The following is a 24,881-nucleotide window of genomic DNA, read 5'->3' on the forward strand; positions in this document are numbered from 1 at the left end:
CGCTTTCTGGCAAGCCGGCTAAATAAAGGTAAAGGAAGCCGATTGCCCGGCCTGAATCGCGCCGGCGAGATCGTTTTCCGCATGCGCAAACAGATATTTCGCCAGCAGCCCCGACGGCGAACCGCTCTTTTCCGGCTTGAACAGCGAGACATTGCCGAATACCAGGAAACTGTCCTTTGCCCGCGATACGGCGACGTTCATCATGTTGCGCCCGTTGTCGAAGAACATGCCGCGCTTGTGATCCTCCCCATAGACCGGGGAGAAGAGCACGATCTCGCGTTCCGCGCCTTGCAGACGATGCACGGTGCCGACAGTGATGGCAGCGCCCTTTTTCTTCGTGTCGGGCATTTTCTTCTTGATGAGATTGGCGATCAGATAGGCTTGCGGCGAGAACGGTGTCACGATGCCGACGATCTTGCCGATAGGTTGTGGCAAGCCTGTTTTCGGATCCCGGTAATGCTCTTGGAGCCGCTCCCGATTTTTTACGATCCAGTCGACGATGGCCCGGGCTTCGGTAACATTCTTGCGGCTGCCGCCTACTCGTTGGTCTCTGCTGGCGATCGCAAAATAGCCGAATGCCGGAAGCATTCTCTGTTCGCGCGGTATCGATTCGCGTACTGGTTGCAATTTCCCGCCGTAGACGAGCTTGTTGCCGTAGTCGATCAATTCAGGCACGCAGCGGCGATGTTCGACCAGCATGAGGCCGCGCATCTCCGGGTATTTCTGCAGACGGCAGGCGCGCGCACTGATTTGCATCAGATTGCCCTTGGCGGCAGTATAGCCATCCTGCTCAATCGTCAGGTAGCGCGGATCGTCCCATTGCCCGATCAAGCCGAATTTCGCGGCATTCGCGCGGTCGATGCCTTCCGCGACATTCCAGATCGGTTCGATCTGATGCACGTCGCCGACGACCACGGCGCGCTTGGCCAATGCAAACGTCGGCGCGCCGATTTCCGGTGATACCTGGCCGGCTTCGTCGACGATCAGGAGGTCGATGACGTTCCACAGAGGAATCGGCTGATCTCCCATCCATCCGCAGAAATACGCGGGCGCCATGTGGAAATTGGACACCATGCACGGCGTGAGTTTGGCGAAGCGTCGCAGCATGGTTTCCAGTTTTTGCGGCGCTTTCGAATCCTTGCCGCCATCCCGAAAGCGGGCTTCCATTTCGATCAGCCAGCAACCTGACCAATACCAATCCGCGAACTGGAACATCGGCGCCCTGAGGTGGATATCGAGCCTATCGTTCAGATCGCATAAGGGAATATCGGCCCAATCCGCAAACACATCCGCCAGCAGTTTCAGCCAATTCTTCATCAGCGATTCGGCTTCGCCCAAACGCTCCATGAAGCGGGCCTTTTCAGCGCGCGCGGCAGCAAGGCGTTCGGCCGCGGCGTCTTCCACTGTTTGGATGTCTGCGACGATGGCGCGTGTGCGCAGTTTTTCATGTCTGACCAACCGGGCGAAATGGTCTTCCACATCGTCATCGCGATGCTGCAACATGCCAGTGAGTGGATTGGCGAGCAAAAATTTCCGGTCGCGTGCATTGCGATAGCGTTTGATCGGTGGCAGAAAGGCCAGCAGGTCGAGCAGCAACGATAGCAACGACGCCAGATAGGTAGTCCAGGCCAGTTCGGTATCCCGGATTTCCTGCAGTTTGCGCTCGTGCTCGGCTTGCTCGTCGGCCTTTTGTATTGCGCAGTCTTGGACGATACGCTCGGCTTCCGCGATCTTTTCTTCGGCCGCGCGGATGTGCCGTCGGCATGCGGAAATCGCTTGCTTCAACCCGGTCAATGCCCCGGCTGACTCATCCTTGCCAGAGAAGTCGAAGATTCGGTAGCGCTGCGTGACCAACGCTTGCAGATACTGGTGGTACTCGCGCAAGAGTTTGCGCAATCCAGCCACCACGTCATCGACCGTGTCCGTCTTCCCTCTCAGGAGCGACAGCGTGCCTGCCTGCTTCAGGTAATGGTCTTTGGCCTTCTTGACCCAATCCGGGGACTCGAATTGAACGAAATGATGTTCGTTTGGGCCATTGTAAGTGGGATGCTCCGAGTCGCGCGACGCCGATGCCAGGAACAGTCCGAAGCCGCCGATGGCGGGCAACCAACGCTCGTGCGCGGTTTCATGGCAGAGCTTCGCGAAACTGTCCAGCACGTTTTCCACGGCCTTGACGTTGGTGGAGGTCGCCGCGATGATCGGGCAGGGCTGATCGTCAATCGCAGCCATGACCCACTTCTGGGCAACCACGCTTTGCAGGAGCGTGGTCTTGCCGGTGCCCGGCGGGCCGTTGACGGCCAGGATGTCGCCTTCCTTCAGGCCGATCAATTCCGCCATTGCCTCGTGCTGCGACGCTGACAGCGGGTATTTCCGATGGATATGGCCGACGATTTTCTTGAGGTGAGTGGCCGATTGCGCCAGCGGTGTGGGCGCTTGGGACCGGCGATCCGGCATATGGGCTAGCGCTTCCAGCAGCGGGACGGACGCGCGTCCCTCGGCAAGCAAGTCGTAAAGCCGGATGATGTGCCTGGCGATGATCGGCGGTTCATAGGGTATGCCGAACCAGCCGTCGATGACGCCATGGTCCTCGATGTCCAACGGTGGCAGTTCCGCCGCCACATCGCCACGATCGTGCTCGAGGAGCGCCAACCGGCACCCGGTGACTTGTGCAAACAGTTCTCCGGCAATCGCCAACGTGTCGGATAAGGCATCGGGCTTGCGGGTGAGTTCCGTCAAGTACTTATCCAGGTCGGCCAGGTACCCAACGGTGACATAGTTGTGGCTCGGTTCAAGCAGTTTGCGCGGAATCCAGGGGAGCCGCTCCGAATCCGACAGCAGGGATCTTTCTGGCGTAAGCAGGCAGGGAATACACAATGGAACCAGGGTGTCGTCCGGTTCCGCCGCGCGGCGCTTGACGCTATGGACGCTTTCCGGCACGAGCAACGCCGGAATCAGCAGCAATGGAATCGGCTTGCGCGCATCACCGTCATCTGCCTTGTTCATTTTGCTGGCGGCAAAGGTCGATTCGATCCAATCTTCCGGCGCATCCGTGACACGCCACATGCCGCGGCCATCTTGCCCGATCTGGATCGGTTCACAGTCCTGGGGAACCGTCGGATGAGAAAGGCAGCTATCCGCGAGTGCTGCGCGCCAATAGGCAAGTAGCGCGAGCGTGTTATTCGAGATTTGTTTTTGTTGCGCCATTTTGCCTTGCTGCAAGAATAGTTATGTTGGCATAGAGCATACCAGAGCATATTGTCGTTTTGCGACGAGGGAAAAGCGGCGCAAAGGAGCCGAATGAATGCTTGCCAATTGGTGATTCGGCTGATAATTTTTAGGCAATATAGTCGCGAAACTGTGGGTGATTTCACATGAAGAAACTACCTATTTGGATCGGAACGGCGGTCGGCGCGCTCATCGGTCTATTCACTTCAATTCCAGACGGTCTGGGGCTGAAGATGGTAATGATGTCGATCGGTGGATTGGCTGGAACGGCTGTCGGGGCGGCAATTTCGCGAATTGGCGGAAGAAACCATACGACCTTTTTCCAAAAAGATTCAATTCCTGGAATTGGATTTTCACCAGAAGAACGCATGAGAACGTACTGGCGTGACAAGGGAAAAATTTATCCGATGTCCGGGCATCCCGATCCGGAAGGTGCGACGCGAGATCCGGATCAATTGTTTTAATCACTTGTCTTGTTTAAGCAAATTTTTCACTACGCCTTTAGTGTTTTCGATAGTAGCATCTGCGTCCTCTGCTACTTGCTTGCCCGTCTGTTTGAATAGGGATTTCTTCGACGCAAGCGTTCCGTCAGGAGTCTTATCGATTTCCGCTTTCGTATCAAATTCCTGACTCGCCGAACCGGTCTGTTTGCGAATTTCCACACCATGCGCCTGAATATCGTCTCGGACTTCTGAAGGCTTTGCGGAAACTGCGGTGTTTTGAGCAGACGTATTGAGGCGCGAGACTTGCTTGTGATGCTCGCGATTGATCGCCGCCGTATTGGGATTCAAGCGTGGGTCAGTCGTGTCCTGGTCGTGCCGCGCACGTATATCATCGAATGAAGTAGGTAGCGCGGTTCCATCCGAGAAGATGCGATTGGGGCGTAGTCCCTGGCGTGCCAGTTCCGCTTCAAACAGTGCGAACGCCGCAGCGCTATTGCCGCCGTACTGTTCTGCATAGCGCATGAACATCTCGACGTTATGCGGATCCTGCGCGATGTCGATCGAAATCGTTTCCCCACGCTCGCGAGCGCTGGACAGTCGCTCTGCAAACGCCGTTCGTTGGGCGAGCGTTGCATCCGCACGCTCCGATTTCGAGGTGGCGGTAGCAAGGCGTGCAGACATATCCTTCGCTTCCTTGGAGTCCGTTCCGATCGCATTGACGAAGCTCGCATCCCGGGATACGCGGTCGCCAAACTGCTTGAATGCGGCGATCTGGTCGGCGGTCATTGATCCCAGTACCTGTTGCTGATCTACTGATAAACCGGATTGATAGTTCTTACTTGCATTTGCTTGGGCCTGCGCTCCTGCAATTGGGCTATTGACCCCTACATGGCCCGATGCCCCGAAAGCAATCTGTGCTACCTGAGATTGGGAAAGTCCTGTTCTCTCGGATATACCCTTGGTGATCTGGTCCAAGCGGCTCAGATTTTCACCCGATTCCTCAAAACTGCTGGACGAGGTTCCGCCACTGCTGCGTGACGAGCGATACTTGGCGATGCCTTTGGTAAGAGTTTCAGCCAAAACTGCCGAGCGCTCCATGTTCGCGGAAATCGCCTCGCTACGCGCGGCATCGGCTTGCCTGCTGGCCTCACTCACATCCTGTTCCGACACCCGCATCGACACTACCCGGGAAGCAAAGCCTTGATTGCGCAAGAGACTGACGGCGGCGCGGCCGTTGAGAACATTCGACGTAACGGTATTCCCGGTGATATCGCTTTGCATGCTGCTCATGAAGGCCGACGTGCGATTCGGCGCGAGCTGCATCTGGTCCATCGCGACATTCCCCATGTTGACATTGCCAACGGCTGAGGAGCCCGTAGAAGCGGTAATGGCGGATTGCAGGCCGGAGAGGCCGCCGACCACGACACTACCGAAGTTCTCCATGCGCTTCAGCGCCGCCCAGGCGATAAAGGGGACGCTGATGGTCAGGTAGCCGACCACCGCCTCGGAAGAAATGGCGTTCGAGTAAATGGAGGACGCCGTCAGGAGCGACAATGCTTTCAATCCGCCGCCCACGTTGGCCGCGGCGGACAGTTCGGACGCGGCATAGATGCTGGCCATATAGTTGAGGATGGCGTACAGAGGCGGCCACAGCTGAATCCAGATCAGCACGGCGATATAGTTCTTGAGGGCCATCATCGTTTCGCGCCCGCTCGTCAAAAACAGAAAGAGCACCACGATCGGGAACATCGCATAGGCCAGGGCTTCCACGACGTTGCGCACCACCGGCAACGCTTGTTCGGCAATCTTGCCGTTATTGATCCATGCCGCATTGGTCTGGGCAGTTGCCTGCGCCCGGCCAACCGCCAGCATCATCGACGCCGGATCGTTGGTCTTTTGGCCGATGATCCGGCTGGTATCGTTGATCGCATTGATCACGGCATTCTGCCGGATGATGTCGGCGGCAGTAGCCGCGGCATTGGCAATGCCGTTCTTGAGGTACGCCTGCTGGATTTGCGTGGCGATCACGGCGGCGGCTGCGGCGCCAGGCAGGGTCGGATTCAACTGGCCCGCGAGCTTGTCCTGGATGCTGTTGATCTGTGCCGGAATCCTGCCGTTCAAATAGTTGTAGGCGTTGGGGCAAGTATCGGTGTCCACCGTGCCGCCCCCTCTGGTCACCGTGGTGAAGCGAGCAGGGTTCGGGTTGGACATCATGCTCCAGACGTCTTCGGAGCGCGAAAAGACCGTCGGGTCGATCGTGCCGTCGATCAGGTCATACATGGTGCAGTTATGGATGAAATTGATCAGATCGGTACGGAAATTCGGGTCCTGGAAAACCACATTGCCCGTATCCCGGATCAGGCGATTACCGAACAACAAACCGTTCTTTTGATAGGTCAGCTCGCTTGGCAGGCTGCCGTTCCCGGGAATGACCTGGAACGCCATTTCGAATAATTCGGTGAGCGTATTGCCGATGGTGCTGGTCAGACCGCCGAACAGGGCAATGCCGAAGGGAACGTTATCGACCACCTTTACCGGCGCGCCACCGGTCTTGTCGACAATGCCGATGGTCACGCGCGGCACGAACAGGATTGAGTACACGAGCACGACGGAAGCCAGCCATTGCCAGCCTTGCAACTTTTGCGGTGCGAACGCATACGCGAGCAGGGCGGCGACAAATCCGCAAAACACCACCCCGGCAATGGCGCTCAGGTAAATGTCCGCGCCGCGAATGGCGGCGATCGCATTGAAGATGCCGAACAGGCTGTCCGAATTTTGGTAGGCAAAGATTTCCCACATGATGTCGCCCCACTCGATGAGATCACAGCGTTCACCGGCCGACGGCAGCGGCCTGTTGCCCCAGCAAGTCCATCACGTGCTGCGGCATGCTGCTGCGTAACTGGCGCTCCAATTGTTCGAGATGCGATGACACCGCCCGGAACGACCCGACTTTTTGGTAGAGGAGGTTTTTTTCCTGCGCGATCTGCAAGAGCAGGGCTTGCGCGCGTTTGCGGATCTCGGCGGATTGTTCGCGCTGCGTGTTGGCGAGCAGGTAGTCCTTGTCCAATGCCGCCATGCCGATGCGCAGATTCCGTTCCAAAAAGACATACGCATAATCGGCGGCAATGACGTCCCGGTACTGGGTAATGAGGCTGTCCGCCAGACCCGAACCCGGAATGGTGGAGCCGATCGAGAGCATCTTGTAGACGGGTTCCGTGGTCTGGTTGACGAAGCCGACTTCGGCAGAGTTGTTGGGGATCGGGGACCGTGTCGCGATCCGTGAAGCGATGGAACGCATCATGTTTTCGACCCGCGTCGTAAACGGCGTGTGGACATATGTGGTGTCGATGGTCACCGCGTCGCAGTCGGTGTAGTTATTGCACTTGAGCAGGTGCTGGGTGACGTTTCCGGCGGCGGCATTCGCCTGGCCATACAGAAGATGGCTGATGGAGGTCAGTGTGGGCGCTATTGGCGCGGGCGCCTGGCCTGATTCGTCTGGATAGAAAATGACCGTGCCGACCATGCTCATGATGAGTTCGCGTTCCTGATCGTCGAGGTAAGTCCCGGCCAGTTGCAGCGCTTTCCAGGTCAGGTTGCCGACGAAGGGCGCCTTGTTCCGCACATTGGGGTCGGTCGATGCGCGTGCGCCGGCCAGGATGCCGGCTCGATCGGTTGCGCAGCGCCGCCGTGCGGCATCGCGGTCGGTTTCCAGGCCCATCTCGATCGCAATGTCGGCGCACGCTTCCTGCGAGCTGTAGCCGATCGATTCGGCGGCGGTGCTAACGAGCGCCTTCGCTGTCTCGCACGAATTGATGCGCGCATTATTGATCCAGGTTTCCAGCCCTTTCGCCCACTTCGTCAGCCCGCCGAGCAAGGGCGATACCGATTCCAGCGCCAGCTGGAACGCGATGCCGGGCAGCGCGGCGGTAATGTTGCGCAACATGTTCCTGAACTCGGTCGCGGAGATATGCGAGAACGACCCGCCGAACACGTCGATGCCGCCACAACCGGCCTTGGCGCTGGGGAACTGGATCGCGGCCAATTGATACACCTTGTTGGGCGCCCGCAGGAACAGGCTGCCGCCCGCATAGGTGTTGAACGTCTGGCCCCGGAAGGCGCCGGGCGCCGTGTAATTGCCGATTGCGCCGAGGCTGTTGAACATGTTGTCGACCTCGCCGTTCAAGTCAGCGGCGCGCAGCGGCGGTGCCAGCATCAGCGACCAGGCGGTGACGATGGCGACGGCACTTTTGAACGACTTGGCGGACATGGTGTGGCTCCTCAATGCGATGGGGGCTGCAACGGGATCTGTTTGGCGGTGCTCGGCGCCATGGCCTCGGATGATGGGTTCGACACGACGGCAATGCGCTCGAGCAGTTGCGACTCCGACAGCACGCCGAAGCCGATCGGTGAAATCTTTCCGGTAAATGGCTGGGCCAGGAACACGGCCGGGACCTGGGTGACATGCAGCGTGCGCGCTATCCCGTTGTCGCGCCGCGGGTTGGGGAAGCCGGGAATGCTGCCGCCGTCCATACTGATGGGAACGATGGTGAGGCCGTGCCTTGCCTGAAAGGCTTCCAGCGTCGGCGCAAAGGCGTGGCAGTACGGGCAGTCGCTGCGGAAGAAAAAGAACAGGACGTGATCCTTGGCCAATGCCGCGACCGAGCGTGAACGCGCTGCCAATTGGTCCTGTTCGAAGACTTCCAGCGCTTTCGCATTGACCGGTCGGCCGTGCAGCGTTGGATCAAGCTCCGGCGTCGCCCAGGCGACCCGTTGCGCGACGTCGGCAAAGCGGGAGGCCTGGTTCACGATCCGGGCTTCGAGTTCCATGTAGCGGCGCACGTTCGCTTCGCTGGGGTTGATGATCGCGACGTTGCGGTATTCCTCCAATGTCTTTTGGAGGCGCTCGAACTGGGCGATTTCCGGCGGCTTTTGCGGCTCGGCCTTCACCGGCGCTGCCTTCGGCAAGGACTGCTCAGCGGGTTCTGGTTCCGGATCTTCGTAGAAATGCCATCCGCGCTGGCTGTCGGTCCAGTACGAGCGGGCGGACGCGCGGTCTATGGTCTGCGGCGGCGGAACTTGCGCGGTGGCGGTGGCGGAACATGCCGCCGTCACCATCGCAACGAGAGTCTTCATCGCGTCCACCTTCATGACCGGGAGCGCGGCGGCTGTCCGTCGCGGCAATAATTGATGCCGAACTCGATCGACTGCTTGCGCGGCGCGGGCGCTCCAGGCAAATGCACGTCGTCCTGCCAGAACCGCACCTTGAGGCGGCTGCAACCGGCTTGCGCATAGCGCCTGTCGGTGGTCACGTCGATCAAGATCGGGGTGGTGGATTTGAATTTCCGGTTGATCACGTCGGCGGTTTCGCCCGTCAGTACCCCATGCGCCTCGCCGGTGGGCGAATCGATGGCAGCGATCAGCAAGGGACGCGGGTCCGTGACGGGCGTCCGCAGGACTGGGGATGCCTGGGCATTGGTGGAGACTGCGATCACGAAGGCGATGGCGGTATGGCGCGGCTTCATTTGAAGCTCCAGGCTCTGACGTAGTTGATTTCAAAGGAGTTTGCTTTTCCGGTCGGCGTCGAGTCGTCCGGCTCGCCGCTCGCGCTGCCGTACCACAGGTCCAGCATCAGGTACATCGGGTCGGGCATGGCGACGTCGAGCGTCAGCACTTCCTGGCCGTCGAAATAGAAGGTCTGCTTGTTCGGCTCCCACTTCACCGCGTACTTGTGGAAACCGGCCGACAGGTCCATGCCCGTATCGTATTGGCGCGAACCGACCAGCTGCCCCTCGTAGTCGCCCTTCCATACCGTCGGCGCATAGGCTTGCGGATGCGCGACGCCGTTGCTGTCGGTAAAACCCCAGGGCGCCGCGCCGCCGGCATAGGCTTCCATGACGTCGATTTCGGGCCGGCGGTCACCGATATGGTTGAATAGCCAAAAGGCGGGCCAGGTGCCTTTTCCCAGCGGCAGCTTGGCTTCGATCTCGAAATAGCCATAGGTCTGGTAATACTTGCCGTCGGTATCGATGGTGCGATTGAAGAACCGCCCGCTCGCGTCGCGTTCCGGCCAGATTTTCAGGACGCCATCCTCGACTGTGTAGTTTCTCGTCGGATTCGACGCTTCGTACCAGATTGTGTCGTTCCAGAGACCGGGATCCAGGCCGTTTTCGAATTCCTCCGCGAAGGTCGACGTATAGAGCGACGGGTCTTGCCCATAGGGCGACACGTTGCCGTTCGTGGGCGGCGGTGACGGGCGCGGTCCGGGCGTCTGCCCAGACGGAAGCGGTGTCGGTCCTGCCGGTGGCGGGGGCGTCTCGACGCGCGGCGGCGTGACCGGCCGCATTTGGCGGGGATCCGCGACAAACTGGGCGAGGCGGGTGGCAGCCGAAGAGCGTATGCGCGCGACATCGGGCGTGTCGGGAACGATGGACGCATAAAACTCCGTCAGATCCATCGCCGCAAAATCGAGCGATTGCAATTGCGCGACCGTGAAACCGGAGCAATCGGGGTTTTCCGCGCTGCCCCAGTCCTTGCCGACCTGGACGCGGCCTTGCTCGTTGACAATGCGCGACAACACGGAGTTGAAGCAGCATTTGGATGTCGTGCGCGTGATGCAGGACACACATCGCCCGAGAATGCGCAGGCAGGACGAGCAATAGGTGCCGACCGAATGGCACAGGCGTGCGCCTTCCTTCATTGCAAGCTTGCCTTCCTCCTCGTCGCAGGAGGTCGCCGACGTGACCGCATACATGATGGCGGTGACCGCCAGCGACCAGGGATCGAACGCGATCGCGATGTTCTCGCCGGCAAATAGCGTGACGGAACCGGCGGGCAGCGCCGTGCCGTTGACCGCGACCGTCACGCCGTACGAGCTGAAACTGCCGTTGAAACCGGCGTCGGTCAGCAGTGCCCGGATGCCTTGGTAGAGGAATTGCCGGTTGTCCGAGTTCATCAGCACGTCGTAGACCAGGCGGGATCCCATGCCGAATACCGAACGGTTGGTCATGTCGGCGCCGGTGCTGTCCGACGTGCAGCAATTGGTCAGCAGACGGTCCCGGCAGCGGTTGCGCTCTCCTTTGAAGACTTGCATGCGATCGGTGTCGAGATACACGCCGGCTTCGCGCGCCGCTTCCATGTACGTCATCGAACGGGCGAAGTCGGCGTCGCTGGAATAGGCGGTATTGAAACAACTGTCGCCAAGGCAAAACACGTTGCTGGGACAATTGCTCGCCGATGTCGTCATCTGCGCCGGAACCGGGCAGTGGTAGGTGTCCTGGAACACTTCGCACACACCGGTCGCCACATTCATCCGCTGGCAGGACGACGAGGCGGGCGTGCATCCGGATGCGGCCAGCGGCGCGCATTCGTTGATCGGCATGCCGTCGTTGCAGGATAGCGTACGCTCGTAGCGCCAGCACGGGCGCGTCACGTCCCGGCCGTCGATGCGCTTGGTCGACGGTCCATCGACACACACATCGGCGGTCGCCAGTGTGCACCTCCCGCCGGAGGCCGGGACCGGGCATTGATCTTCCCAGCGATCGCCTTCCGTGATCTGCATGGCAGGCTTGGTGTAGCTGAGCGTCATCTCGGGAATCGGCAGCGGGAATGCTGGATTCCTTTGCCAGCCGGTTACGGCGCGCTGGCCCGCGGCAATCCAGTACGAAGCCGAAAACGTTCCGGTCATGTCGGTGCCGGCGATCGCGGTCGGGGTGGCCGACGGGATGTAGCATCTTGATTCGTCCAACGTGGCGGTCGTGGAGCCGGAACCGGACGGATTGGGGAACAGGTTGGCAAACCTCTCGGCCGCGAACTTGCCTTTCATCTCATAGACGGCATCGGAGGGATGCAGCCCGTCCGGCGCAATCGTGTACGGGCTGCGGCCTGCCAGATAGCTGGTCAGATAGGCGTACTGATCGATCACCGGCACCTGTTCCTGCGAGGCGACGTCTCGCATCGCCTGCACGTAGACATCCAGGCCGCCCGGGCCGCTATCGCGGGTCGGGTTCGGCGTTTCGAAGATGACTTGCTTGCCGTTCTGTTTGGCGATCTGCGCAAGCTGAGTGAGACACGAGCGATAGTCGGCCAGGCTGTCTTTCCACTGATCGTTGATCGCGTGGTTGATGATCACGAATGACGCGGTGGACGCGGCCATTTGCCGATCCCATGGCTGGTGTCGGCCGTCGGCGCCGCGCAGCAGTTCGCAGGCGGTGGAGCCGCTCACGCCTTCATTGCGCACGTCGAACTGTGTGGTGGCGGGCAGCTCATCGGCAAATACGGCCGGTGCGGGCCGGGCCACCTGGCCGCCGCTGCCGCTCGCGTAGCCCCATACCGTCGAGTCGCCGTAGTAGTCGATCACGTTGGGTGTCGCCGTGGGAACGGGCTGCGCTTCGGGTGACCCTGACGTGCGCCGGATCGCTCCCCCGTGCTGTTGCCCGGACGGACATGCGGCAAAGACGCGGTTGAAGGGTTCCGTTGTGCTGCAGGTCGACCCGGAATCGCCGCCGCCCGTGCATGCTTCATGGCGGTCGGGCGCGATGATTGCGGTTGCCGTGCATGTCGTCGACGTGCACGAAGTCCCGGCGAGCCATACCCAATTGTGGGTGGGCGTTCCCGTCGTACCGGCGCCGCCGATAGCCCCAAGGTCGGCCACGCGTTCCGGGAACACGCGGGGCACCGTCAAATCGGCATCGAAAAAGACGACCGGGTCGCCTGCCTGCGTAATTCGGAAATGCTGTGTTGTGTCAGGCCGCTCGGGCAGGCACTGGACGTCAAAGCTGGAATTGCCGGCGCCGGCATGGGCAAACCAGTCGCCCGGATTGCAATTCGCATTGCGTTCCATGCCGACGGTCAATGTCCGCGCGCATTGATAGGTGCTGACGCCGGCGGTGCGACGGCAAATGCGGGGCTGGGTTGTTGCCGGGGCGGTGACATCGGTGGTGGTGCAGCCGGCGTAGTACGCCGCGAGACTGCCGAGCGCGAGGGAAGGATTGCGCGCGATGTCCTTCGCCGACGCAATGCCCGGATCGTAAGCGGTGATGGCCTCCCTGGGCGTATTGGCGGAACGGATCGCCCCTAGCTGTGCTTCGCACACCGGGTCGCCCGGCGTCAGCGCGCAATTGGCAATACGCGAATTCGCCTGCCCGGACAAGTTCGGCTGGCCGTAATACGTTCTTTCCGGCGGCGCGGCGGTGTAACCAGGGACAACGCTCGCCGCGCTGGCGCCGTCAACGGTGCCGCGACTGAAGGTATTGGCCGCATTGCCGGCGGCGATGCCGTCTTCGTGCGGGCCGGCGACAACCGGTGTCTGTACCCAGTAAAAGAGGAAGAGGGCGACGATGAATTTGTGCATGGCTAACCCCTGATTCTTTTCAGATAGCGGCGTGCGTCCTTGGCGAAGCGCGGCGCCTGGTGCTCGATGAATTCGAGCGCATAGTCCAGGCTCACGTCGCCGGAGGTCGCGACGAATGCATCGGCAGGAAAGCAGAGGCCGGCACCGCATGCCTGGTCTTGAGCGCCATCGCGCACCAACACGAACGTCGGCGTCTTGGCGACCGCGAAGCGGTCGAAAGCTTGCGGATCGATGTGAAAGGCGACCTGCCGGTTGCCGATCAATCCTTGGGCACGCGCCACCGTTTCCCGCAGCGATCCGTTGACGAAACCGCGGATGACCAGGGTGGCTTGTGCCTTCGCGGCCTGATCGATGAGGCGCTGTAAAGTAGGCTCAGGTAGGGAGAAGCTGACAAAGATCAGCAATCCGAGGCCTGTTTGGATGCCCTGTAAAGTGGCCATGCGATCGGCATTCGCTTCATATCCTTTTGCTAGTGCTTCAAGGTCGACCGCGCGTGATGAGGCGGGGGCTGGCAGCGCATCCAGCTTGGGCGCGGCTGGAATAGGTACCCGGAGAAGCTCACCTTCGGTCGGCATGCGGTGCTTCTGCCGTGCGCGTTCCATGTCCTGCTCGGTAATCACCGGCTGGCCGCGTGCGGCGCGTGCGATATCCGCGTCCGTGACGGCCTGCGCCGTCGCGCTATGCATGCAGATCTCGGCTACCATGAGAACGGCAGCCAAAAGGGTGGCGCGGGCCACCTGCGAGAAGAGGTTAGTAGCCGACACAGCAATTCCTTTTCCTGAACAACATGAATGCGAAGTCTTCGCCGCGGACCGGGTATTCCTTGCCCGCGCCCCACAGCACGGTGGTGCGGCCGAAGGGCTGGCAGCATTTGCCGTCGATCTTGTCGGTATTGGGAATGGGGTAGGTCAGCTGCGTCTTGTACGCGGTCTTGTCCATCACGGGCTGGAAGTACGGTCCGCACAATCCGGCCCTGCCATGCCAGCCCCAGGCCAGCAGCTCGCGGTGCAGCTTGGCGGTCAGCCGTTGCGTCAGCAGCGCCGCAGTGCGCACGCCGCCCAGGTGATAAGGCACGTGACCGTCGAGCGGATAGATGCTGCCCTGGCAACCGGCGCACCAGAACAGGTCGCGGATGCCAAAGCCGACGGACGCGGCGACGCAATCGGCAGCACAGGCGGCAATGGCGACAGGATTGGCGAACAGCACCGCATCCGGGTTCAGAATCAGCGTCAGTTCATCGTCGTTCCACAGCGGATCGACCTCGGTCAGGTAAGCCAGGTCGAACGAACCTTGCTCCATGCACGGGAAGTCCGTGATCACGCCCAGCCAATACATCACCGGATTCACGTAGTAGTGCGCCTGGTAGAAGCTGCCGCCGTCGCCATCGCCTTCGGGGCGGGTGAATCGGGCGGCTTCCGGCGCCGGGATGCCGGGATCGAGGTCGATGCCGCCGAGCGAGACCAGGCAGAACGGCTTGCGGACCACCTCGACATGGCGTGCCGGCTCCCAGTAGCCGATCGACAAGCCGATGGTCGGATTCACGCCGCAGCTGCAGACGGGGCTGGACGGGTTGTCGATGTGTTCCTGGCCGCCGAAGTTGGCGATGCGCGCGCTGCCGATGGAAATCGGCAGGATGCAGCTCCAGCAAATGTCGGTGATCGGGTTTGGAAACTTGCCGGTGCAGGTCGCGATCTGCGCGTGCACGCCGCCAAACGGCAGCACCAGGGCAAGAGTGAGTAGAAGGCGGGACAGTGTTTTCATGGCAGCACCAATTCATCGATACGAAGGCGCGGACCGTCCTGCGAGACGATCGCGGGCACCCGCGTGATGCCAAGACGACGCGTCAGCAAGCCTTGCTGGTCGTAGTACACCGGCGTGCGCCAGGATTGCATCAGGTCGAGGTAGGAACCGCCCACCAGGATGGGTTTCACGGGCACCTTGCGGCCCCGGTAGAACGCGATCAGCTCACTTGCGCGTGTCACCTGCCGCTGGTCGCGGGCATCGAAAAACAGCAGGTGCTTGGAAAGCGCGACCACTTCGAGCGGGTTCTTGCGCGTGCCGGCGGCGAACAGCAGGTTGCCCTTGTCGTCAAGAACATGGCGGTCGAGCGTGAACGTCGGATCGAAATGAAAGGTGCGGGCCGTTTCTGCCGGTTTGATGCCTGCGACCGGTTTCGGATGGGTGACGGCATCGGCACCGCGTGCGCGCGCTTGTTTTTCCAATTTCTTCAGTTCGCCGCTGCGTTCCTTCTCCTGCAGGCGCTGCCGGATGAAATCGAGCAGATGGGGCTCGTCGATGGGGTAAACCGGACCGATCACGCCCAGATCGGCGGCATGCGCAAGGCCGCAGAAGGCAAGTGCACCGGCGAGCATGAGCAGGGGAACGCGATATGCCATGGTTCACATCCTCCGCGCGCATGAAATGCCGTCGGCAAGACGCCGAAGCTTCAGGGGGTCGCGCTGGAAGGCGGCAAGTACCATCGCCATCAGCACCGGATCGCCCGGTCCGTCCGCGAACGCCCTGCGCAATTCGACCGTCTTGAGGGGCCGCCCGCAGTGCCGCCGAAACGCATCTAGGTAGACGTCGGCACCCTCCCGTGCCGCCGGTGCGATCCGCTCCAGCGTGTCCAGATAGGCGGCCAGCGGGATGTCGTCTTTCATTGTCCCGTTCGGGGCGCTTTCGGCCGGCGCGGCGGCAGCGGGGAAGAGCAGCGCGATCAGGAAGCATGTTTTGCGCATGATGGGCTCCGTTAGAACAGGGGAATGACCTTGCCGACGACCTGGTCCGTACGCACCAGCCCGCTTTCGCGATAGCGCGAATCGAAGCTGTCGGGATGGGTGCCTTGCACGTAGAAGTAACCGGGCGGGATCACCGTTTCTGAGATCGGTTCGAGCGGGCGGCGGTCGAAGGTGACGGTTTTCGCGAAGCCCACGGGCTGGCCGTTCACGAATACCTGGCGGCCGACGACCGTCACGCAGTCTCCCGGCATGCCGCGAATCTGCTTGAAGAACGGCTGCGCGCGCAGTCCCGGATAGATGCGCTGGGCTGTGCCGTCGAACTGGTAGACGATGAAATCGCCGCGCTTCAACGGTTGCCGCTTTCCGTACCACACCAGCGCGACCGTGTACGGAACGCTGCCCGTCCAGTTGAAGAGAAGCGGCACGCGTGGCACTGGATTGACGAACAGGCGCACGAACGCCAGCCCCCAAATCGCGAACACCAGCGTGTAGAGAAACCAATGGCGGCGTGCGTGGCGCAGGGCATTCCCGAGCAAGCGGGCAAATGCGCACAGCGTGCGGCGCAACGGATTGCCACGTGATGTGGTCGGGCCGAGCGTGGAAGGATCGACGATCATGGCAGATTCACCTTGCGCTTCAACAGCGCCGTCAGATCGACCGCGTTCGGCGGCGTACCGGCAACCGAGGTGCGCACGAGCACGAGGCAGCGGCATTCAAGCGGCAGTTCTTCCAAGGCCAGGGGAAGCCGCTGCGCGAACTGGCGCGCCATGTCCAACGCCTTCTGGCGCTCGTCGGCCGTTGCGGTCTTGGTGAGCTGCTGCGTGAACTCCACTTCTTTCAGGCGGTAGACCTCGCCCACATCGACGATGCCGACCAGCTGTGCCGGGCGTGCCACCAGGCGGTCGTAGGCGAGCAGCGCGATCGCGACCAGGAACAGGGTGACAGCGGCATGGATCAGGAGGGCCTTCATAGCGCATGCCCCCGTTGACGCAGCAGTTCGGTGATCGCGTCATCGATGCTGTAGCCCTGCGCGCGCAGCTCGTCGATCGGCGCGTTGTCTTCCAGCTTGTTCGAGAACAGCAGATGGGTGGCTGGATCGAGGATGTTGCGGGCCACGCCTTCGCCCACCGGCGACGAGATATAGACTTCGGAGAACACGCCGGGCTCGGTGCGCAGGGAATTGAGCAGGCGCTTTTTCGATTCGTCCATCGTCAGCCGGCCTTTGCGGTCCAGCATCTCGATCGATTCCTTTTTCTGCCGCAGCAGGAACACCCAGTCCGAGCAGTTGAACGCGGCTTCCATCTGCGCCGAGCCGTAGTAGTCGTCGGCGCTTTGCGTCGCGGTACCCAGGGCGCCGCCGTATTTGCGGGCGCGGCGCGCCGCTTCTTCGACCACCGCCGCCTTGACCGGATCGTTGGCACCGATGTCGCCGAGCTGCTGCTTCAGCTCGTCGATGAACAGCACTTTCTTGCGGTTGCGCGTCAGGTACATTTCGCCGGTGATCTGGTACAGCAGCAGGATGTTGACCACCGCGTGCAGGTCCGGCTTGCGTTTCAACTCCTCGTTCTCGATGACGATGAAATCGTTGGAGAAATCGATGCTGCTCTTGCCCTCGAAGAAGCGCTCGTACTGGCCGCCCTTCGCATAAGGATTCAGCATGATCGCCAGATCGCGCACGCGCGCATCGTTGACGACGCCGAGTTCGGCGATCGTGCCGGTCTTGAACGCGTCGCGCAGGGCGGTCACCGTCAGGTCGCGCCCGTATTCCCGGAACAGCTTCAGGCTCATGGCCGAGATGGCCTTGTACTGCACTTCTTCGAGTGTGTGCTGCATCGACGCCATCTTGGCGATCGCCGGCACCAGCATGTCGATGTCCTCGTTGATGTCCCGCACGGTCGAGAACGGATTGAGACAGATATCGATATCCGGCCGGAATTCGATATAGGTGCCTTTCGCTTTGCGGCATAGTTTCTCGAACGAGCGTCCCAGGTCCAGCATCCAGATCTTGGCGCCGATCGCCCGATACGACCACGCCATCTCGTTCATCAGTACCGACTTGCCGGAGCCAGGCGCGCCAATGATCGCGAAGTTGTAATTGCCCAGGTCGTTGTCGTACAGGTCCAGCGTCATCAACTGGCCGCGCCGCCCGCCGAACACCAGCGTGGGCGTGCGCGTGCCGCGCCATTCGGCGATCAGGGGAGCGAGGTGGATCGCGTTCGCGATGGTCTTGCGCGTGACGCGCCGCATCTTCTTCAGATCCCGATGGAACCGTTCGGACAAGGTCATCGGCAGGCTGGCGATCAACGCCTGGCGGTGCATGTACACGTCGGCGTTCAGCTCAAACCCCCGCGCGCGCCAGATCGCCTTCGCGGTTTCCTCAACCGCGACCGCCTTGCCGGGCGGCGTGAAGACCGCGAGCTGGTGATACATGGAAACCAGCGCGCCGCCGACATCGATCGCGTCGGCTGCGGCATTCCAGTCTTTCAGCTTCTTGTTGACGTCGGGCATGACCGCGGCCATCTTGCTCTGCGCATTCTGCGTCGCCCGCACGTGGTTGGCGGTGACCGCGGTTTTCGTGAGGTTGGGGTCGAGCACATGGACGCCCATGGTGAGCAGGAACGGGGAGTTGTATTGCAGTGCCGGCTGCATCAGATCGCCGATCAGCGAACCCATCTGCCACAACGCGAAGCGCTCCGGGAAGGATTTGATCGAGTAGAACCGCGCTTCCAGCGCACAGGAATCGCCTTCCTTCCACAGGCGCAGCCCGTTGGCATGGGCATCCTGGATCGTGTCGAAATCGACGATCTGGTCGCGGATCTCGCGGCCGTCGTCATAGTGCAGGCTGGGGGTGTCGGTACGCGAGATGCGGTCCGGGTTGGTAAACAGCGAGCACCAGTTGATCAGGTCCGCCGCGTCGCAGGTGCGGTTGGGCAGCGATGCCGCGCGCAAGGTGGTGGACATGGCTTCGCGCAGCGCGATCAGTTCGTCGCGACGGTTCAAGTCTTCGGAGTTGCCGGGCAGGGCGACGCTCATCATCAGCCGGAAATCGCGCACGGTGTAATGGAATCCGGCGGTCATTGATTTTTGCGCGCCATGCAGCAGATGGGCGACGCGCTGGCGCGCGAGCCGGCGAAACAGGTTGTCATTGCGTACCGGGCGGCCCCAGTGCCTGGCTTTGTCGGCCTGATCCTCGTCTTCCGTGCGCAGGTTGGCGTAGCGGCGCAGCAGATTGCGCACGTGCGGCGACGCGAACAAGTGGAACTGGATGCCCGCGCCCTTGGGGTAGGTCGCATACAGCGAAATCAGCACTTCGACCATGCGTTCGTCCGCGCCGGATTGCGGCATGATCTCCAGCATGAAGCCGAGGCTGTCGCGGTTGATGAAGATGGCCTCGTCCCCGATATAGGCGGAATACGGCAGCCAACTGGCGAATTGCTCGGCCGGCGATTCGTCGCGCTCGTCCAGCCCGAATAAGCTGCCGATGTGCGCGCCGCCGGCTGCGTCAAGCAATCCTGTGCGAAGGGATTCGAACATGGTGATTTCCTCGGTTCGTGAAGTCATTGGCTGTCGCCGTCGGGCAGGTTGGTTGTCCCGGCCAGTGGCTTCGGCGCCGTGGTGGACGGGCCGGAATTGCTGGCGGGAGTACCGCTGCCGGAAAGACGGGGATCGGCCGGCTTGATTGGCGCGGCGGATGGCAGCGCCGCCGAGCGCGGTGGCAGAATCGGCGCATAGGCATCGCGGATGCGCTGCTGCACATGGTCGATCAGCCAGCGGCCGTTATCGATTTGCACGTACACAAACCCCTGGTCATACAAATCCCGGTCGGCGTCTTCCCACGGTTTGAACCAGAGCCGCAGCACGCGGGCCTGGGCGCGCAAGGGAGAGGCGGTGTCCGTCGTCGTTTTCCCAAGGGATGGGGCGTTCGCCGTGGGGGTGAATTCCGCACGAGCCGCGGACGCGCGAGGCGTGACATCCGATGCGGCATGAGTCTCGCGGCGTTCACGTTGCGACGGCAGGTTGTTCTTGATCGCGTTGTAATAGTTGCCGGAGACCGATTCGCAGCGGACGCCTTGCGGGGCCTTGCAGCCATATTCGCTACTGCCGCCTAGTCCGCTGATGTTGGCGCATGCCGAGATCGACAAGCAGGCGGCCAGCATGCTGACGGCGCGTGTTGAAAAGAAGAGCCGTGTCATGGCTGCACCTCATACGGCTGGATGTGGGTGCGTGGGGCGGGAGCATGCACGAGCGCGAGGCGGGCTTCGATGTCGGCGGCAGGAGCGTAGCCGGCGCTGCGCCGGCCGTCCGTATAGAAAATCGTCGGCGTGCCGCGCACTTTCAGCCGCTGTGCAAGGGCGAGATTGCGTTCGAGCGGATGCGCACAGGGAGCGGACGACGGGGGCGACGAGGCTGCAAGCAAACTCTGGTCGCCTTGCAGCATGGTCTGATGCCAGGCTTTCTGCCGGTCGGGCGCGCACCAGATGGCTGCAGGCAACGCGGCGCCTTGTAACGGCACCAGGAACGTATAGATCGTGACGTCGTCGAGCTTGTCGAGTTCGGGTTCCAACCGCTTGCAGTGGGGGCAGGCCGGGTCGCTGAAGACGGCCAGGAGGCGCTCGCCGTTGCCGCGCACGGTTTTGATGGCGTCGGCCAGCGGCAGCCGCTCAATCGGGATGGCTAGCGCGGCGTTTTCCCTTTCTTCTGTCTCCGCGCGCACACGTTCCGCTTCCGCGAGTTTCGGCCCGGTCAGATCGGTCATGGTCTTCGTATCGAATACGCGGCCGAAGACCAGGTAGCGCAGGTTCTTTCTGGAGACGAGCGCCATATTGGAGCCCATCCATGCCTCATACAATTCCGGGATGGGGGTGCGGGAAACGCTGGTGAATTGCGTGCCGGGATGGGCTTTCTTCAGTTCTGCCAGCAAGCGCGTTTCGTCGGTTGTGGCCGGGGAAGCCGCAGCGTCGAAACAGACACCCGCGGCACCCGTGCAGGCAAAAGCGGCGACAAGCAGCGCACGTTCAATAGTCTTCATCGTTGAGTCCTTTCAGATAACGTTCTTCGGGCGAAGGGCGCTGCGAAGCGACATTCGTTGTCCGACGGGATGGGGCAGGGCCGTCGATGCGCACGCCCTTGGTGATGACGACGTCGATCTCGCGTCCGGCGTCGATCTCGACCACCGGAAAGGTCTGTTCGGCGAGCTTGATGTAGTACTGGGCCAGGCGGTCCAGCGCGCGGCCGACACCGCTGCCAAGCCCGGAGCGATAGGCGTCGCCGCCCGAGGTATGGGCGACGGTGCCGAGCGCCGACGTGCTGTAGTCGGTGGAGGACGTCGACAAGCCTTGGCCGATGCCGCTGGCGATACCGGACAGCAGGGCGTTGGCCAGCATTTGTCCCTGCTTGGTGACCAGGCGGCCGCGCAGGCCGACCTTGCCGTCTTCGCCGTACACGCTGCCCTGGATCTTGACTTCGAGGGGGGAACCATCGTCGCGCACGCAGGACAGGTTTTCGGTGCGCAGATACGCGCGCTCGGAGCCGATATCGCCGTAGCCGGCGGCGATCACAAAACACTCCCGGTATTCGCCGCGGAACTTGTTGGGCAGCACGGCGTTATCGGACAGCCGGATCAGCACCGGGTGCGGATTCGATTGCGACTGGCCGCCGGTCGGCGCGTCCAATCCGCCCAGCAAAACGCCGCGGGTAAAGCTGACCGGCAGGTAGCTGGCGATCGTGTCGGGACGACCGCCACTATCCGGCGCAGGTTCTGAGGAAGAACTTGGGGATTGCCTGGTTTTGCCGGGTGCGGCCATGGATACGTGCACCAATCCCGAGGCCATTGTTTCCATGCTCGCACCGGCAGGAATAGCTCCTGCCGTGCCGGGGCGACCGGGCGGCGGTGGTAGGTTGCCAGGCAGCGCGCTGGAAGGCGGATACTGTGTCGGCGCTGGTTGCGGTGCAGGGGGCGCGGCAGGTGCCGGCTGCGGCTTCGCCGCTTCCGGTGGAGCCTTTCCTGCAGCGGTTAGCCGTTGCTCCAGTTCGCCGAAGCGCTGCATGGTCTTGTCTTCGAATTCCTTGCGCTCCCGGTTGATGCGGGATTGCTCCTCGCGCTCATGCTCGTATTGCGCGAGCTTGCGGCCGGCGGTGCCGACCCATTGGTCGACCGGATTGAGCTGCTGACCCGGTGCCATCACGCCGATGTTGGTCGGGGCGGCAGCGCCGGTGGAGGCGGACTGCGGCGAATGGGGAATCTTCGTCCCGCTATCGGTGAAGGCAAACACGGCCCACAAGGCGCCGACGCCGCCGGCCATGATCGCCGCGAAGGTCGCGAACTGCCGTTGTTTCGGCGTCAGGCGTTCGACCATGCCCTTGACTTGCGATGTGTCGAATGCGGCCATGATCAGATCCCCAGCCGGATGACATAGACGCTGGTGGACTCACCGGGGCGCAGATTCAGGTTCTCGATGGCGACGCCGATGACACCGCCATCGACCCGATCGAATTCCTGTTCCGCCAGCACCATCGTTTGATCGCTGACATTGGTCAGCAGGTACTTTTCGCCGACCAGATCGCACCCTTCGACGATCCGCATTAGCGAGAACTTGGCCTCGCTCCAGAGCGGGATCGGCCGGTTGATGTCTTCCATGCGCATGTCGGGCGCGGCGCGGTCGGTCGCCATGGCCACCAGCAGCGCTTTCATAGAGCGGATATGGTTGGCCGACGGACCGAGCGGACCTCTGCGGGAGGCGGACAGATCGGCTTGCGCGCTCCGGTCGCGAATGACGATGGTGTCGGACGGCGTGTCCGAGCGCCGCAGCAGCAGCGTGTAGGTGGCGTTCGCCGACGAGACGAACAAGTTGACCGGTTTGGCCGAGGCGCCGACGGGGCGCACGTAAATCTCGCCCTTGTCCCGGTCGCATTCCAGCACGATTTCACCGGCCGGATTGACGGCGGGCGCCGGAGATGGGGCAACGCCTGTCCCTGCCGCGGAGGCAGATTGGCCGCAATTGCTCGAATGGATATTCCCGAACACGTCGGTAATCGGCGTGTTCTCGATGCGGATGCGGGTCGGCTCCTTCGCCGAGACCACCGCTTCGACAGCGACGCCATCGCGCGCCTCGACCACCTGCAGCGCACGGGAAGGGAGGCTGGCGAGCGCGAACGGCGCCGCCAGCAGCGGCATAAGCCATGGCTTGTTCATTGGGATGTCTCCTTGAAGGCTTTCAAGTGCATGCGGCCGCCGGCGTACCGGAACTCGGCGAGGTAGGCCTTGGTTTCCGTGGCCGTGTCCTGGCCGTTCACCTGCGTGCGGAGGCGACCGCGGATGACGACGGTCTGCTGGTCTTCGTGCGGGACGAGCTGCTGCGGCAGAAAGGAAGTGCTGGCATTGATGCGCTTGAGCCGCTCCGCTTCGATTTCCTGGCGTGACTTCATCGCGCCATGCTCTTCAGGGGCGACGTAATTGAGCAGGATGTCTTTCTTCCAGTCGATCGACGCCGGTGACACATCCAGGATCAGCCAGGCGACGAAGCTGCCCATCTGCTCCAGGTACTCGCGGCTGACGCGGTCCTTGGTAACCCAGAAAGTCTTCTCGATCGACGGCGGCACGACGATCGTGCGCTCCGTGCCAATCATGTTGAGGATGATCACCAGGCAGAGCAGCAATGCGAAAATCAGGCTGCTGACGGTCAGGCCCAGGCTCCGGTTGCGCTTGCGCATCTCCTTCAGATCGTTATCGAGCTTGGCAAAGTCCATAGCAGGCTCCTGTGCGCTTCAGCCGACCATGCGGCGCAAATGGGAAGGCGGCGTGACCCGCATCGCCGTGAGCGGGTTGGGCGGCAGGCACCAATAGACCCAGTGCATGGCGAAGGCCGGGTGCTTGTCCGCCTTGATGCGGGAGAGCCAGCGGGAGAGGAAAATACCGATCGCCATGCAGGCGGCGAACGAAGCCTTGGTGCCGGCGATATAGCCCACGAAAAAGAAGAACAGCACCGGGGCGGCGACATCGATGTCCCAGAATCCGATCTTCCACTGGTCGTCGAGGCGCCGGGGAATGTAGGTGTCCGCTTGCATGGCACGCTCCCGCTGGTGACAGAGGGCCGATGCTCAGAGAACCGCGCCCATGATCGCGCCCGCGATCACGAGGCCGACCGCCGCGAAGATCGCCAGGCCGACGTAGAACAGCACGGGACCGAAGTTGCGCAATGCGGACAGCGAAATCAGGGCGACGACGAAGCCGACGAACCCGACCAGCGCCTTGATGCCCGGCCCCAGCGCGGAAATCTGAGTCAATGCCGACGTCAGCGGACCGGTGATGCCGGTGAAGGCCACCAGGTCGAGCGCATAGCCCGGAAAGGCGACGCACAGACCGGCCAGGAGCAAGAGGATCAGGGACGCGGCCGCCAGTGGTTTGCGGTTCGGGGAACGGCGGATTGGGGAGACAGTGATTAGTGTGGTGTTCATGAATTTCTCCAAAAAAGTGAAAGGGGATATGCGTTGGCGTGACGGGCGAGCAGGCTGGAAATCAAACGTCATGGCGCCACCTGCCCGGAAGCGCTGAAGACGACTTCGACACGGCGGTTCTGCCGTCGGCCCTCGGACGTGTCGTTGGATGCGGTGAAGCAGCAAGCGCCTTGCGCGTCGAGCGTGAAGGCGCGGGTGGGATGAGAGGGCAGTCTGGCGCGCAGGTAATCGCGCACCGTGCGAGCACGCGCCAGCGCAAGGGCTTGGTTGGCGCGCTTGCTACCGACGTTGTCGGTGCGGCCGATGACGACGATGCGGTCGCTTGCGCGCGCGCTGGAAGCGGCTTGGTCGAGCGCAGCGCGGGCGGCATTCGAGAGCGTTGCGCTGCCGGAGGCGAAATACACGATGACCGGCACGCGATGGTTCTCGGCTGGCGAGACTGCTGGCTTGCCGGTGTCGCGCTGGTCTTCAACACTACTTCGCCGGGATCCAATGTCGTCGCGATATCGACAGATGGCGGGGCGGCATTGGTGGCGGCCACCGGTCGTATGGGCAACGTTTTGCGGGTGACGGCGGGGCAGGCCGGTTCGATGCAAACCGCAAACGACGCGTCGCGGCCGAAATGGAGCTGCGTGATTTTCCGGGAAGGGTGAAATTGGCCCGGCTTGGTGA

23 protein-coding genes are annotated in these 24,881 nt (G+C 62.0%); 2 read left to right on the forward strand and 21 right to left on the reverse strand.

The genetic code is table 11. The features are described from left to right. Nucleotides 1-18: 18 nt before the first annotated feature. Complete coding sequence (locus AC3WOY_RS22180) at nt 19-3,204, reverse strand: DEAD/DEAH box helicase (RefSeq protein WP_492427716.1); 3,186 nt, start codon at nt 3,202-3,204, stop codon at nt 19-21. A 167-nt stretch (nt 3,205-3,371) separates the two neighbouring features. On the opposite strand from AC3WOY_RS22180, the gene AC3WOY_RS22185 reads away from it, so the two are divergent. Continuing rightward, the gene (locus AC3WOY_RS22185; RefSeq protein WP_492427718.1) at nt 3,372-3,689 is read left to right on the forward strand and encodes a hypothetical protein; all 318 of its coding nucleotides are present in this window, start codon (nt 3,372-3,374) and stop codon (nt 3,687-3,689) included. Here AC3WOY_RS22185 and AC3WOY_RS22190 read toward each other — a convergent pair whose 3' ends face one another. From AC3WOY_RS22190 to AC3WOY_RS22285, 20 genes are all read right to left on the reverse strand, one after another. Next, nucleotides 3,690-6,467, reverse strand: a complete 2,778-nt coding sequence (locus tag AC3WOY_RS22190) for a conjugal transfer protein TraG N-terminal domain-containing protein (RefSeq protein ID WP_492427720.1) — start codon at nt 6,465-6,467, stop codon at nt 3,690-3,692. Nucleotides 6,468-6,498: 31 nt separating this feature from the next. After that, the gene (locus tag AC3WOY_RS22195) at nt 6,499-7,935 is read right to left on the reverse strand and encodes a conjugal transfer protein TraH (protein WP_492427722.1); all 1,437 of its coding nucleotides are present in this window, start codon (nt 7,933-7,935) and stop codon (nt 6,499-6,501) included. An 11-nt stretch (nt 7,936-7,946) separates the two neighbouring features. Then, nucleotides 7,947-8,801, reverse strand: a complete 855-nt coding sequence (traF, locus tag AC3WOY_RS22200; protein WP_492427724.1) for a conjugal transfer protein TraF — start codon at nt 8,799-8,801, stop codon at nt 7,947-7,949. Between the two features lie 11 nt (nt 8,802-8,812). Continuing rightward, a complete protein-coding gene (locus AC3WOY_RS22205) occupies nt 8,813-9,190 on the reverse strand; it encodes a hypothetical protein (RefSeq protein WP_492427726.1) in 378 nt (125 codons plus the stop codon). Then, entirely contained in the window at nt 9,187-13,017 is a 3,831-nt protein-coding gene (gene traN, locus AC3WOY_RS22210; RefSeq protein ID WP_492427728.1) for a type-F conjugative transfer system mating-pair stabilization protein TraN, read from the reverse strand. The genes AC3WOY_RS22205 and traN overlap by 4 nt, the downstream gene beginning before the upstream one ends. Nucleotides 13,018-13,019: 2 nt before the next feature. Next, complete coding sequence (trbC, locus tag AC3WOY_RS22215) at nt 13,020-13,781, reverse strand: type-F conjugative transfer system pilin assembly protein TrbC (RefSeq protein WP_492427730.1); 762 nt, start codon at nt 13,779-13,781, stop codon at nt 13,020-13,022. Beyond that, nucleotides 13,768-14,778, reverse strand: coding sequence for a conjugal transfer pilus assembly protein TraU (traU, locus tag AC3WOY_RS22220; protein WP_492427732.1), 1,011 nt, complete (start codon nt 14,776-14,778; stop codon nt 13,768-13,770). The genes trbC and traU overlap by 14 nt, the downstream gene beginning before the upstream one ends. Then, complete coding sequence (gene traW / locus AC3WOY_RS22225; protein ID WP_492427734.1) at nt 14,775-15,413, reverse strand: type-F conjugative transfer system protein TraW; 639 nt, start codon at nt 15,411-15,413, stop codon at nt 14,775-14,777. The genes traU and traW overlap by 4 nt, the downstream gene beginning before the upstream one ends. A 3-nt stretch (nt 15,414-15,416) precedes the next feature. Then, nucleotides 15,417-15,755: a hypothetical protein gene (locus AC3WOY_RS22230; protein WP_492427736.1), complete on the reverse strand. Its 339-nt coding sequence runs from the start codon at nt 15,753-15,755 to the stop codon at nt 15,417-15,419. An 11-nt stretch (nt 15,756-15,766) separates the two neighbouring features. Further along, entirely contained in the window at nt 15,767-16,372 is a 606-nt protein-coding gene (gene traF, locus AC3WOY_RS22235; RefSeq protein WP_492427738.1) for a conjugative transfer signal peptidase TraF, read from the reverse strand. Continuing rightward, the gene (locus AC3WOY_RS22240; RefSeq protein ID WP_492427740.1) at nt 16,369-16,725 is read right to left on the reverse strand and encodes a hypothetical protein; all 357 of its coding nucleotides are present in this window, start codon (nt 16,723-16,725) and stop codon (nt 16,369-16,371) included. Before AC3WOY_RS22240 ends, traF (AC3WOY_RS22235) begins: the two co-directional genes overlap by 4 nt. Continuing rightward, the gene (gene traC / locus AC3WOY_RS22245) at nt 16,722-19,289 is read right to left on the reverse strand and encodes a type IV secretion system protein TraC (RefSeq protein ID WP_492427742.1); all 2,568 of its coding nucleotides are present in this window, start codon (nt 19,287-19,289) and stop codon (nt 16,722-16,724) included. The genes AC3WOY_RS22240 and traC overlap by 4 nt, the downstream gene beginning before the upstream one ends. Nucleotides 19,290-19,312: 23 nt before the next feature. Further along, a complete protein-coding gene (locus AC3WOY_RS22250) occupies nt 19,313-19,948 on the reverse strand; it encodes a TraV family lipoprotein (RefSeq protein ID WP_492427744.1) in 636 nt (211 codons plus the stop codon). Next, on the reverse strand, nt 19,945-20,784 hold the full coding sequence (locus tag AC3WOY_RS22255; RefSeq protein WP_492427746.1) for a DsbC family protein: 840 nt from the start codon (nt 20,782-20,784) through the stop codon (nt 19,945-19,947). The genes AC3WOY_RS22250 and AC3WOY_RS22255 overlap by 4 nt, the downstream gene beginning before the upstream one ends. Further along, on the reverse strand, nt 20,771-22,144 hold the full coding sequence (locus AC3WOY_RS22260; protein WP_492427748.1) for a TraB/VirB10 family protein: 1,374 nt from the start codon (nt 22,142-22,144) through the stop codon (nt 20,771-20,773). Before AC3WOY_RS22260 ends, AC3WOY_RS22255 begins: the two co-directional genes overlap by 14 nt. Before the next feature lie 2 nt (nt 22,145-22,146). Further along, a complete protein-coding gene (locus AC3WOY_RS22265) occupies nt 22,147-22,947 on the reverse strand; it encodes a type-F conjugative transfer system secretin TraK (protein WP_492427750.1) in 801 nt (266 codons plus the stop codon). Then, nucleotides 22,944-23,501 carry a type IV conjugative transfer system protein TraE gene (gene traE, locus AC3WOY_RS22270; protein WP_492427752.1) on the reverse strand — a complete coding sequence of 186 codons (558 nt, stop codon included), beginning with the start codon at nt 23,499-23,501 and terminating at the stop codon, nt 22,944-22,946. The genes AC3WOY_RS22265 and traE overlap by 4 nt, the downstream gene beginning before the upstream one ends. An 18-nt stretch (nt 23,502-23,519) precedes the next feature. Next, entirely contained in the window at nt 23,520-23,819 is a 300-nt protein-coding gene (gene traL, locus AC3WOY_RS22275; RefSeq protein WP_492427754.1) for a type IV conjugative transfer system protein TraL, read from the reverse strand. Between the two features lie 33 nt (nt 23,820-23,852). Next, a complete protein-coding gene (locus AC3WOY_RS22280; RefSeq protein WP_492427756.1) occupies nt 23,853-24,209 on the reverse strand; it encodes a hypothetical protein in 357 nt (118 codons plus the stop codon). A gap of 68 nt (nt 24,210-24,277) precedes the next feature. Further along, a complete protein-coding gene (locus tag AC3WOY_RS22285; RefSeq protein ID WP_492427758.1) occupies nt 24,278-24,625 on the reverse strand; it encodes an OmpA family protein in 348 nt (115 codons plus the stop codon). A gap of 3 nt (nt 24,626-24,628) precedes the next feature. Between AC3WOY_RS22285 and AC3WOY_RS22290 the strand changes: the two genes are divergently transcribed. After that, nucleotides 24,629-24,862, forward strand: a complete 234-nt coding sequence (locus AC3WOY_RS22290; RefSeq protein ID WP_492427760.1) for a hypothetical protein — start codon at nt 24,629-24,631, stop codon at nt 24,860-24,862. Nucleotides 24,863-24,881 lie beyond the last annotated feature (19 nt).

The organism is Noviherbaspirillum sp. FW303-A3 (assembly GCF_058788695.1).